The sequence below is a fragment of the Pantoea sp. SGAir0180 genome, from assembly GCF_043546245.1.
Map to the genome: position 1 here is coordinate 3,609,802 of NZ_CP028071.1, position 11,702 is coordinate 3,621,503.

Sequence of the window (11,702 nt, forward strand, 5' to 3'; positions counted from 1 at the left end):
GACTTGATGGTTAATTAAAATAAATCGTTGAGTGTTACGCCCACACCGACGCGTGTCTGACGATGGTTGTAGTCAATAAGGGATTCGCCATAGCCGCTAAACAGTTGCGTATAGAAACGAACGTGTTGGGTGATCGGATAACTCCAGCCCAGCGTAGCGCCGCCGTAGCCGCTATTCCAGTTATAGTTGCCTTCAACGCTGAAAATACTGTCGCCCATGGCGTAACCTAACTTCGCACGATAATAACCCATGTATTTGGTGATATCGGGGTTGTCATCATTATTCGCGCTTTCTGAAATACGGAACCAGGGCTTGATCTCGGCCAGGAAGTTACCGTTCTGCGCCATCAGACGAGTATAAACACGGTTCCAGCTGCGTGAGGTCGGATCGCTGCGGCCGTTAGACTGATGATTCACACCGACCTCAACGTCACGCAGTGTCCAGCCGGCAAACGAGTAATCGGTCGCCCAGCCCAGGAAAATCTGTGGCTCATAGTTCGTCTCACGGAAAGGCGACGACTCTTTTTTATTGGATAACTGCCACCATGAGCGCTGAGTATAAGACGCCGCTAATACGGAGTTGTCACCGACAATGCCACGCCACAACGGAAATGCCAGGCTGAGCTGGAATTTCACTTCATCTTTACGTGCGTTTTTTGCCCAGTTGTAGGAGGAAATCGCCTCTTTATTTATGTCGCTGGTATAGGTGTAAAGCAGATAATTATTTTCGTAAGGATAAAGCACAAACGGGTTGTCGTGCTGCTCCAGCAGGTTGGCAATGATGCTGCCTCGCACCTGCGGTGCATCGTGAACATGTTTAATTGTGGCTTCGTCCGCCTGCGCCAAAGCAGGAAGTAACATTGCCGCCAGCAAGGCGCGATGCTTACGCATAGGATTCTCCGATGAAAACTGCGTATTCATAAAAGCGAATGGGTGTTGTAAAAAGCAGGACATTCTACACACAAAAGTGGGTGAACATCAGCGCTGATTTCCTAAACTGGAAACCCTGTCGAGCGAAGCATAGAATAAACATCTTATTAACATCTACAGTTCAATTACCAGCTGTTCAGGACTAAACACCATGTCATCCGTGCTATTGACTCAGCAGGACGCTCGCCGCCTCGTCGGTGAAATTTTTATTTATCACATGCCGTTTAATCAGGCGCTGGGTCTGGAACTGGATCGTCTGGAACCCGATTACGCAGAAATCAGTTTTGCCAACAAAACCATGCTGGTGGGCAATGCCGCCCAGCACATTCTTCATGGTGGTGTAACAGCAGCGGTACTGGATGTCGCCGCGGGCATGGTGTGCGTGAGCCATGCCTTGACACGTGATGAGCAGATAAGTGAAGACGTGCTGCGACAGCGACTGTCCCGTATGGGGACGATTGATATGCGGGTGGATTATCTCCGTCCCGGACGGGGCGAGCGCTTTATTGCCAGCAGCCGTTTACTGCGTGCCGGCAATAAAGTCTCTGTGGCGCGGGTAGAATTACATAATGAGCAGGGCCTTTACATTGCCACCGCAACCGCGACCTACCTGACCGGTTAAGCGAATCGACGCGTAGCACCGTTCAGGCCCTGCCACGCAGTATCCTGCCTGCCTCAGAACATCGTATTGGTATTCGCTGAGGTCGCCGGTACGGCCTGAATCACATCCCAGTGCTCGACAATTTTGCCGTTTTTCACGCGGAAAATATCCGTAACAGCCTGACCACGATCGTGTTCACCATTGGTCGAGTGAACATGCAGCCATACCAGATCACCGTCGGTTGCACTGCGAACGATGCGCGCTTTTGACTGTGGGTTTTTGCTGAAAAAATCGCTGAAAAAGTTAACCAGCGGTGCCTTGCCATTCGGCACCCCGGGATTGTGCTGGCGGTAATCGTCCGCCACGACCCGGGCCGCTTCTGTCACCTTGTGCTGATTGAAAAATTGATTATAAAAGTTGATCACCAGCGCACGATTGGCCTCTTCCACGTTAAGATCGCGGCCTTCTTTCGGTTGCACGGCGTACCCAGCGCTCGCTGTCAGGATACCTGCCGTCAGCAGCAGGGTTTTCAGAAAGGTTGCCATCATTTTTCTCCTTGCTCATTCGTTACAGCGCTAACCGCTCCGCGCCAGAGGATTACTTCATACAGGGTGCCGGGCATGGCCCGGACGCGCCATCAGGTTTTGATATCACACCAGGTCACAAAAATAGACTGTTGTCGCTGCGGATGGTACATTCGCGCAAAATGGATAACAAGACGTCACTTTGTGCTGACTCAGTCACATGAAAGTGACTATTACTACGTGCAGGAACCCTTTTCATGTCTGTGTCATCCCCTAACACATTCAGTTATGAACAGCCTTGCCCCATTCGGGATGTACTTGACCGGATTGGCGATAAATGGAGTTTGCTGATTCTTGAGGCGCTGGCCGAGCGCACGCTGCGCTTCAATGAGCTGCACCGCCATATTGGCGATGTCGCTCGTCAGGTGCTGTCACGAACGCTGAAACGGCTGGAGGTGGACGGCTATATCCTGCGGACTCTTTATCCGGAAGTGCCGCCACGGGTTGAGTACAGTCTGACAGAGTTAGGTCGTTCTTTTCTTAAACCGATGCAGCAACTGATTGCGTGGGCGGATGACAATCATCAGGCCATTTGTCTTTCCCGCCAGCGTGCCGGTGAGCAGGACAAAGCCTGACCCTGCCTGTTGCCAGATCGGGCTACAGACATGACGGGGACTGCGGTAACATTGCGGCCCTCTGTCACGCCGCTTTCTCTCAGTGACTTTTGGTACAGAACGAACTTTCAGGATGATTTATGGATACCCAGCAAACCCGTCAGGGAATAGGTTTTGCGCTTGGCGCTTATTTCATATGGGGCATTGCACCTGCCTACTTCAAATTAGTTAAAGCCGTCCCTGCGACTGAAATCATGACGCACCGGGTAATCTGGTCAGCCTTGTTTATGCTGCTGTTGATTACGCTTAGCCGCAGCTGGGGGCAGGTCAGAAGCGTCGTGCGCCAACCCAAAAAGGTCTTGCTACTGGCGCTGACCGCCGTCACGGTGGGCGGTAACTGGCTGCTGTTTATCTGGGCGGTGAATAACCAGCATATGCTAGAAGCCAGTCTGGGCTATTTTATTAACCCTTTGATTAACGTTGTGTTTGGTATGGTTTTCCTGCGCGAACGTTTTCGTCGTCTGCAGTGGCTGGCTGTGGCGCTCGCTACCGCTGGCGTCCTTTTGCAGCTGTGGCAGTTTGGTTCGGTGCCGGTGATTGCATTAGGCCTGGCCTTCAGCTTTGCGTTTTACGGCCTCATGAGGAAGAAAATTCAGGTCGATGCCCAGAGCGGTATGCTGATTGAAACGCTGTGGCTGTTTCCGCTGGCCGCGCTGTATTTATTTGGTTTTGCAGACAGCAGTACCAGCCATCTTACCGCCAATCCCGCCAGCCTGAATCTGTTGCTGATCGCCGCAGGTATTGTGACCACCATTCCGCTGATGTTCTTTGCCGCAGCCTGTGCCCGGCTGCGCCTGTCGACGGTTGGCTTCTTTCAGTATCTTGGCCCAACGCTGATGTTCTTACTGGCTGTGTTGTTTTATGGCGAAACCATCACGCCGGATAAAATGCTGACGTTTGGCTTTATCTGGCTGGCATTGCTGGTCTTCATTCTGGATGCCGTCGTGTTTTCAGCGCGGGGCCGACTGCGCAAAGCGTGACAGAAAACGCGCCATTGCCGGGCCGGTCAGGAGAATGGTGAATAACCGCAGGGTTTGCATCGCCATCACAAACGCCATATCCACTCCGCTTCCGGCCGCAATGATCGCCACGGTGTCCAGGCCACCTGGACTGGTGGCGAGATAGGCGGTCATCAGGTCAATATGGAGTACGCGCGTCAACATCCACGCCAGTCCGCCACACAGCAGCATCAGGCCGAAAATGGACAGCAGCATTTGCGGCAGGGTACTCAGCGCCAGTTTGAAAATGGGTCGGGTGAAGCGCAGCCCCACGCTCCAGCCGATCAGCGCGTACGCCAGGGCAAGCAGCCATTCAGGCATCTGAAGCACGGCTGTTCCGGTAGCGTGCAGCGTAGCGCCAATCAGCGCAGGCACCAGCAACGCGCCGGACGGAATGCGTAACCAGGGGCCCAGCCAGGCGCTGCCGATCACCAGGCAAATCGTCAGCAGAAAACCGCTGTTCAGTGCAGGAAACCACACCAGTGATCCCGCATGAGCGCCATCGCCCAGGCCGATGCGAGCCACCATTGCTGCCGCGCCCGCCACAAACAGAACGCGCAGATACTGCATAAAGGCGACCAGACGCACATCCGCGCCGAATTCTCCCGCCATCGCCACCATGGCAGAAGCACCACCAGGTGACGATCCCCACGCGCCGGTCGGGCCGGGAAGCTGACTAAACCGAACCAGCAAAAAGCCCGACATACCGCTGGCCGCCAGAGTCAGCAGCAGTACCGCTACCACGACGGGCCAGTCCTGTAACAGCGGCGTTAAAATGGACGGTGACAGGCTCTGTGCAATCATACAGCCCAGTACCGCCTGCGACAGCAGGAACAGCCGCTTGTGGATGCGCAATGTGGCACCGGATAACCCCATCATCACGCCCACAATCATCGGGCCCAGTAACAGGGCGGCCGGAACATGAAAATACTGGAAGAGTGCGCCAAGTAATACCGATGCGACCAACAACAGTAACCACTGCACGCGCAATGAAAGAGAGGCCATAAAAGTTAATTTTTTGTGAAAATGGAGCGGGTAGATTACGCAGAATTGTGCCAGCAGGCCAGCGAAATGGGCCGGTTGACCGGCCCTGACAGACGATTACAGCCAGTTCTTGCGTTTGAAATAAAGATAAGGCGCCAGACCGGCAAGCATCATCAGGCAAATCGCACCGGGATAGCCAAAGCTCCATTTCAGTTCAGGCATAAACTCAAAGTTCATGCCGTAGCTGGAGGCCACCAGCGTTGGCGGCAGGAAAACCACGGAAACTACCGAGAAGATCTTGATGATGCGGTTCTGCTCGATATTAATAAAGCCCATCGCCGCCTGCATCAGGAAGTTGACCTTCTGGAACAGGGACTCATTGTGAGGCAGCAGCGATTCGATATCCCGCAGGATTTCGCGCGCCTGCTCCAGTTGATTGCCTGGCAAACGGGCTTTTCGTACCAGGAAGTTAAGCGCTCGCTGCGTATCCATCAGACACAGGCGCACTTTCCAGCCGATATCTTCCAGCTCAGCTAACCGCGACAGCGCCTGATCGTACTCCTCGCCCTGCTGACCTTCCATAATCACGCGGCTAAGCTTTTCCAGCGCGCTATAGATGTTTTCAATCTCATCCGCCAGCTGTTCAATTTTGGTCTCAAACAGGTCGAGTAGCAGCTCGTAAGCGTTACCGTCAATCAACGTCTGGTTGCGGGCTCGCATGCGGTAAAGACGAAAGGCAGGAAGCTCCCGCTCGCGCAGTGTATATAAGCGTCCTTCGCGAATCGTAAAGGCGACCGTCGAGTTGCCGGCATGATCTTCGGCATCTTCAAAAAAGAAAAAGGAGTGGATGTGCAGGCCATCTTCATCTTCGAAGAAACGCGCTGAGGCTTCGATATCTTCCAGCTCAGGGCGCGTGGCCAGGCTCTGCCCCAGCTCGGACTGAACACGGTCGCGCTCGCCTTCCTCAGGCTCGACCAGGTCAACCCACACTGACGTGGTCAGTTTATCGCTTTCTTCTTCCAGTTCCAGACGCGTCAGGCGACTGTTATCAAGTTTAAATGCGCTCAGCATAGCAAGACTCCCCATTGCAGACTTTATGGGACAACGCTGTAAGGCGGTCGGAACAGATAACCGCGAACCTGAACACGGAGAAACGATAAATCAGTGCTGACTCGTGCGACGGATCAAAAAGGGAGGTCGCTGATAACCGCTAAGGCTACCAGCGTAATGAGATAGCCTTAGATGTTATTCCTGAAAACCAGGTTAATGAGCCAGCATCGACTGGGCGTGTCCAAGGCATTGTCCTCTCATGATAATAGTGCGCGCATGTTACGCTGAGACGAAAAAGTCGTCAACCGGCGGCTAGACGGTTTCCAGTTTGGCGTAGGCAGCCACCAGCCACTTGATCCCCTGCCCCTGAAATGCCACCTGAAGGCGGCTGTGTTCCCCGCTACCTTCCAGATTCACGATGGTGCCTTCACCAAACTTCGCGTGACGAACGCGCTGTCCCAGAGAGAACCCCGTGTCGCTTTTGCTGATCGGTGTGCCCATGCGCTGATGGCTGACCGGCCGCGTAACGCTGGCGCGTAACCGGACTTCTTCAATACAGTCTTCGGGCAGCTCACCGATGAATCGCGAGGGGCGATGGTAAACTTCTTTTCCGTACAGACGGCGGGTTTCCGCGTACGTCAGCGTCAGTTTCATCATGGCACGTGTGACGCCAACGTAAGCCAGGCGGCGCTCTTCTTCCAGCCGTCCGCCTTCGTCCAGGGCCATCTGGCTGGGGAACATGCCTTCTTCCATGCCGACGATAAATACCTGACTGAACTCCAGCCCTTTCGCAGAGTGCAGCGTCATCAGTTGTACCGCATCCTGCCATTTGTCCGCCTGCCCTTCGCCGGCTTCCAGCGCGGCATGCGACAGGAAGGCCTGAAGCGGCATCAGGTCTTCATCTTCATCCTGATAGCTAAACTGGCGCGTGGCTGTCACCAGCTCCTCAAGGTTTTCGATACGCGCCTGGCCCTTTTCACCCTTTTCCTGCTCGTACATCAGCCACAGACCGGAATCCTTGATGACCCGATCGGTCTGCACGTGCAGTGGCATTTCGGCGGTTTCGCTTGCCAGTGAATCCACCAGCTCACAGAAACGTTGCAGGGCAGAGGCGGCACGGCCGGCGAGCGCGCGTGACTGAAGGAGTTCACGCGTTGCCTGCCATAAGGTGATCTGCTGTTCGCGGGCCGTCTGACGCACCACATCCAGCGTACGATCGCCCACGCCACGTGTGGGCGTATTGACCACGCGCTCGAAAGCCGCATCGTCGTTGCGGTTGGCTATCAGACGCAGATAGGCCAGCGCATCTTTAATTTCCTGGCGCTCGAAGAAGCGCATGCCGCCGTAAATCCGGTAGGGCATACTGGCCTGCAGCAGGGCTTCTTCCAGCACGCGCGACTGGGCGTTACTGCGGTAAAGAATCGCGCAATCGGCCAGCGCATTGCCATTTTCCATCCAGGCTTTAATGCGATTGACGACAAAGCGCGACTCATCCAGCTCGTTGAAGGCGCAGTAAACCGAGACCGGCTCGCCATCGCTGCCATCGGTCCACAGCTCTTTGCCGAGTCGGCCATTATTATTGGCAATCAGGGCGTTAGCGGCTTTCAGAATCGTGTTGGTGGAGCGGTAATTCTGCTCAAGACGAATGGTATCGGCACCGGGAAAATCCGTCAGGAAGCGCTGAATATTTTCAACCTGCGCCCCGCGCCAGCCATAGATGGACTGATCGTCATCACCGACGATAATGACTTTGCTGCTGTCGCCCGCCAGCATACGAATCCAGGCATACTGAATGTTGTTCGTATCCTGAAATTCATCCACCAAAATATTGCTGAAACGCTCACGGTAGTGATTCAGGATAGGGGGCTTGTTTAACCACAGTTCATGGGCCCGCAGCAGCAACTCGGCAAAATCGACCAGCCCGGCACGATCGCAGGCTTCCTGATAGGCCTGATAAATGCGCAGCCAGGTCTGTTCTACCGGGTTGCCATAGCTTTCAATGTGCTTCGGCCGTAAACCTTCATCTTTCTTGCCGTTGATGTACCACATGCCCTGACGCGCAGGCCACTGCTTCTCATCCAGATTCATCGCCTTAATCAGGCGTTTGAGCAGACGCAGTTGATCTTCACTGTCGAGGATTTGGAAATCCTGCGGCAGCCCCGCGTCGAGATGATGCGCACGCAGCAGACGGTGCGCAAGGCCGTGAAACGTGCCAATCCACATACCGCCCTGACTGGTGCCGATCAGGTGCTCAATACGGTGACGCATTTCTGCCGCCGCCTTGTTGGTAAAGGTCACCGCCATAATGGAATAAGGTGAACAGTTTTCAACGGACAGCAGCCAGGCGATGCGGTGCACCAGAACGCGTGTTTTTCCACTGCCCGCGCCCGCCAGCACCAGCAGGTTGCTGCGCGGTGCCGCAACGGCAGCACGCTGTTTGTCATTCAACCCGTCGAGCAGTTCAGAAACGTCCATAAGCACCAATAAGTCAGAGAATGCGAAGCATAAAACTGGATAAATTTACAGCCATTATAACAGCGAGGTCAGTGATGCCAACTGTGAAATTTCAACGTGGGGCAGAAGACGGGCATCGTCAATGTGCATCAGATTCCCCTCACGCAGGTTAATCCAGCAGGCTTGCATGCCATAACGTAACGCGCCTGCCACATCCGTAGTGAGATCGTCACCGACGTGAAGAATACTGCCCGGGGCGATATTCAGGCGTTGCGCGGCAAGGTGATACATATCCTGCCACGGCTTCGCGCGCCCGTCTGGGCCAGCACGCAGTGAAAACTGGAAGTAGGCTGACAGGCCGAGCTTTTCAGGCTGCGCGTTACCATTCGTAATCGCTACCAGCGGGACTTTTTTCGCCAGCGCTTTCAACGTGTCATGGGTTTCCGCCGGCATCGCCACCTGGCTGCGCCAGTGATGGAACACCTCCATGATCTGGGCGGCGCCCGCTGTCGCGTCTGCTGCCGTTAAGCCCGCGTCAGTCATAAGCAGCTCTATCGTACGACGGCGCCATTCTGTCACATCGTGATAAATGTCAGGTTCACGAAGTCGCAGTTGATTGCGCAGCGTCGCCACATCATCCGGCGTCACGTCACGCAGTGCAGGATGAAAAGCCTGCAGAGCGGCATGCGATGCTTCTGTGGTTTTACGTATGACCGGATAGTTGTCATACAGCGTGTCGTCTAAATCAAAGGTGATCGCTTTGATGGCACGCAGCGGGCGATAGAACTTCATTCACTCTTTCCTCGTTTGGCGCGGGGATGCGCAGCATCATACACCGAAGCCAGGTGCTGGAAATCAAGGTGGGTATAAATTTGCGTCGTCGACAGGTTGGCATGACCAAGGAGTTCCTGCACCGCGCGCAGATCGCCACTGGATTCCAGCAGATGGGTTGCAAAGGAGTGACGCAGCTTGTGCGGATGAATATGGCTGTTCACGCCCTGTTTAATGCCCCATTCGGCAAAACGTTTTTGAACATTACGGGCAGAGATGCGCTTGCCCCGGCTGGAGAGAAACAGCGCATCGTCGTCGGCGTTAAAGACGAGACGGTGCGGCAGCCATTGCTGTATCCAGTTGACCGCCGTGCGTCCAATCGGTACGCGCCGCTCTTTATTGCCTTTTCCTGATACCCAGACTTCTCCCGCCTCAAGATCAACATGGCGGCAGTCCATATTGACCAGTTCGGACAGGCGAAGCCCTCCGCCGTACATCACTTCCAGCATGGTACGATCGCGTATTGCCAGCGGATCGTTAAGATCGATTTCCAGCAGTTGATTAACTTCATCGACGTCGATATTTTTGGGCAGATGGCGGCCATTACGCGGTGTGGCAATGCCTTTCGCCGGGTTGGCGGGCAGCATGTCCTGGCTCACCTGCCAGTCAAGAAAACTGCGTAGCGCCGAAAGCCGTAGCGCCAGACTGCTGGCGGCCAGGCCTGCCCGACGGCTGCGGGCAGCCATACTGCGTACCATGGCGGGATCGAGTTGCGACCATGCGCCGACCTTCATTTCATCGGCGATGCTCACCAACGCCTCTAGCTGGCGCGCATAGCTGCTCAGCGTTAACGGGCTGAGCTGGCGCTCAACCTTCAGGTAGCGCAGAAATCCGTCAACGGCCTCCTGCAGCACGCTGCTCATGCGCGCTCCACCCAACGTTCCAGTAATTCCGGCATCATCTGCGAAAGATGCTGTAGCAGTAAGGTTCCCATGCCCGATTGATAATGCAGGCTGTCGCGACTGCTGAACATGATGATGCCGAGTTCACCCTGTTCGCCCATCAGTGACATGGCCACCGAGCCGATGGCTTTCGCCTGGGGCAGCAGTAGCAGCAGTTCGGGGCCATTAATACTGCCGAGATAGTGCTGTTCATTACCGAAGCGCTGAATGCGCAGCGGTTCAAAGGCCTGGCGCGCCAGGCCAAGCTGCACAAAATCAGAGGGCGCGCCCAGCCGCCACTTATCGTTAAACAGGCGGATATTGGCCCCGGCCAGGCCCAGCTCACGCGCCCAGCGATGCAAGCGGTTCAGCATATCCTGCAGTGAACTCGCGGCGGCAAGATGGCTTTGCAGTGCAAGCAGGCGGGCAAAAAGTTGCTGGTTCGCCGTGGCCTGCTCCATCAGCAAGGTGATTTCTTCTTCCAGCCGTTGAATATGGTTGCGCTGGCGCGCCATGTGCCATTCCACCAGCGAAACGCTGCCGCGAACCGGATGCGGTACGGCCATCTGTTCGACCTGGCGCGCATTACGCATAAAGAAATCAGGATGCTGTCGCAGATAATCACTGACGGCCTCATCGTCCAGCAGAGGTGTGTTTTCCACCTGCTCTTCGACATTTTTCATAAGTGAATAAACCCATCGTAGACATGTGTGGCCGGGCCGGTCATAAACAGCGGCTGTCCGGCACCTTTCCAGGCGATGTGTAACGTACCGCCTGGCAAATCAACGCGCACTTTCTGGCTCAGAATCCCCTGCTGAATGCCACAGGCCACCGCTGCACAGGCACCGCTGCCGCACGCCTGCGTTTCGCCCGCACCACGTTCGTAAACACGCAACCGGATATGTTCAGGGTTGATGATTTCCATAAAGCCAACGTTGACGCGCTCAGGAAAACGCTCGTGGCTTTCCAGTATCGGTCCCAGCAGCTCGACCTGTGCGGTTTTGGTGCTTTCGACCTGAATCACGCAATGGGGATTTCCCATGGAGACGGCACCAAACATGACCGTCTGCTCCGCCACGCGAAGCAGGTACAGGTTTTCAGCCTTGTTAGCGCGGAAAGGCACCTGCTGGGGCTCAAAATTGGGCTCCCCCATATTCACGCGGACCAGCTCGTCGGGCGTAACGCTGAGCACCATTCTGCCCGCCTGGGTGCTGACGCGAATGTCGCTTTTATTGGTCAGGCCTTTCAGCTGGACAAAGCGGGCAAAACAGCGCGCCCCGTTACCGCATTGCGCCACCTCGCTTCCGTCCGCATTGAAAATACGGTAGTGGAAGTCGAGATCGGGATCATAAGGCGGTTCGACGATCAGTAGCTGATCAAAACCCACCCCTAAATGGCGATCGGCCAGCCGGCGGATCAGTTCCGGCGAGAAAAAGACGTTTTGCGTCACAGCATCCACAACCATGAAATCGTTGCCGAGACCGTGCATTTTGGAGAACTGCATTTTTTGCTCCGCCGGATACGCCATAAGAATTATTTCATTTGTGAGCTTGAATCACCGGTCACCAGACCGCCCACATCCGCTTTAGAGGCCTCGGCTTTCTGCTTTTGCGTGGGCGCTGACGTGGGCGCGGCTTGTTTTGGCGTTTCCTGCGGTGGGAAGTAGAGCGGTCCTTTCAATCCACAGCCTGCAAGGCTTGTTAATGCCAGTGTCATTGCTAACAGGCTTATCGCTTTCTTCATTCTTTATGCTCTTCATGTCCTGTGTCCTGGATG

14 protein-coding genes are annotated in these 11,702 nt (G+C 55.1%); 3 read left to right on the forward strand and 11 right to left on the reverse strand.

The window, feature by feature from the left end; translation table 11 throughout:
- Window positions 1-14: 14 nt before the first annotated feature.
- On the reverse strand, window positions 15-890 hold the full coding sequence (pldA, locus tag C1N58_RS16935; RefSeq protein ID WP_033737373.1) for a phospholipase A: 876 nt from the start codon (window positions 888-890) through the stop codon (window positions 15-17).
- A 190-nt stretch (window positions 891-1,080) separates the two neighbouring features.
- Here pldA and C1N58_RS16940 point away from each other — a divergent pair, with 190 nt between their 5' ends.
- Window positions 1,081-1,551, forward strand: coding sequence for a thioesterase family protein (locus tag C1N58_RS16940; protein WP_006121457.1), 471 nt, complete (start codon window positions 1,081-1,083; stop codon window positions 1,549-1,551).
- Window positions 1,552-1,604: 53 nt separating this feature from the next.
- Here the strand turns inward: C1N58_RS16940 and C1N58_RS16945 are convergent, their stop codons facing one another.
- Complete coding sequence (locus C1N58_RS16945) at window positions 1,605-2,078, reverse strand: nuclear transport factor 2 family protein (protein ID WP_006121456.1); 474 nt, start codon at window positions 2,076-2,078, stop codon at window positions 1,605-1,607.
- A gap of 233 nt (window positions 2,079-2,311) precedes the next feature.
- Here C1N58_RS16945 and C1N58_RS16950 point away from each other — a divergent pair, with 233 nt between their 5' ends.
- The gene (locus tag C1N58_RS16950) at window positions 2,312-2,689 is read left to right on the forward strand and encodes a winged helix-turn-helix transcriptional regulator (RefSeq protein WP_054688542.1); all 378 of its coding nucleotides are present in this window, start codon (window positions 2,312-2,314) and stop codon (window positions 2,687-2,689) included.
- 119 nt (window positions 2,690-2,808) lie between these two features.
- On the forward strand, window positions 2,809-3,708 hold the full coding sequence (rarD, locus tag C1N58_RS16955; RefSeq protein ID WP_054688544.1) for an EamA family transporter RarD: 900 nt from the start codon (window positions 2,809-2,811) through the stop codon (window positions 3,706-3,708).
- Here rarD and C1N58_RS16960 read toward each other — a convergent pair.
- From C1N58_RS16960 to C1N58_RS17000, 9 genes are all read right to left on the reverse strand, one after another.
- Window positions 3,679-4,731 (reverse strand): AbrB family transcriptional regulator, encoded by a 1,053-nt coding sequence (locus C1N58_RS16960; RefSeq protein ID WP_394564358.1) that lies wholly within the window; start codon window positions 4,729-4,731, stop codon window positions 3,679-3,681. The genes rarD and C1N58_RS16960 overlap by 30 nt on opposite strands.
- 96 nt (window positions 4,732-4,827) lie before the next feature.
- A complete protein-coding gene (corA, locus tag C1N58_RS16965; RefSeq protein WP_006121454.1) occupies window positions 4,828-5,781 on the reverse strand; it encodes a magnesium/cobalt transporter CorA in 954 nt (317 codons plus the stop codon).
- Window positions 5,782-5,948: 167 nt separating this feature from the next.
- Entirely contained in the window at window positions 5,949-6,005 is a 57-nt protein-coding gene (gene ysgD, locus C1N58_RS16970; protein WP_349887138.1) for a YsgD/CorL family protein, read from the reverse strand.
- Window positions 6,006-6,072: 67 nt separating this feature from the next.
- Window positions 6,073-8,235, reverse strand: coding sequence for a DNA helicase II (gene uvrD / locus C1N58_RS16975; RefSeq protein WP_039339236.1), 2,163 nt, complete (start codon window positions 8,233-8,235; stop codon window positions 6,073-6,075).
- 54 nt (window positions 8,236-8,289) lie between these two features.
- Entirely contained in the window at window positions 8,290-9,006 is a 717-nt protein-coding gene (gene yigB, locus C1N58_RS16980) for a 5-amino-6-(5-phospho-D-ribitylamino)uracil phosphatase YigB (RefSeq protein ID WP_033737361.1), read from the reverse strand.
- Window positions 9,003-9,908, reverse strand: a complete 906-nt coding sequence (xerC, locus tag C1N58_RS16985; protein ID WP_394564359.1) for a tyrosine recombinase XerC — start codon at window positions 9,906-9,908, stop codon at window positions 9,003-9,005. The genes yigB and xerC overlap by 4 nt, the downstream gene beginning before the upstream one ends.
- Window positions 9,905-10,609 (reverse strand): DUF484 domain-containing protein, encoded by a 705-nt coding sequence (locus tag C1N58_RS16990; protein WP_006121450.1) that lies wholly within the window; start codon window positions 10,607-10,609, stop codon window positions 9,905-9,907. The genes xerC and C1N58_RS16990 overlap by 4 nt, the downstream gene beginning before the upstream one ends.
- Window positions 10,606-11,430: a diaminopimelate epimerase gene (gene dapF / locus C1N58_RS16995; RefSeq protein WP_033737412.1), complete on the reverse strand. Its 825-nt coding sequence runs from the start codon at window positions 11,428-11,430 to the stop codon at window positions 10,606-10,608. Before dapF ends, C1N58_RS16990 begins: the two co-directional genes overlap by 4 nt.
- A 29-nt stretch (window positions 11,431-11,459) precedes the next feature.
- A complete protein-coding gene (locus C1N58_RS17000; RefSeq protein ID WP_033737356.1) occupies window positions 11,460-11,669 on the reverse strand; it encodes an LPS translocon maturation chaperone LptM in 210 nt (69 codons plus the stop codon).
- Window positions 11,670-11,702: the final 33 nt, after the last annotated feature.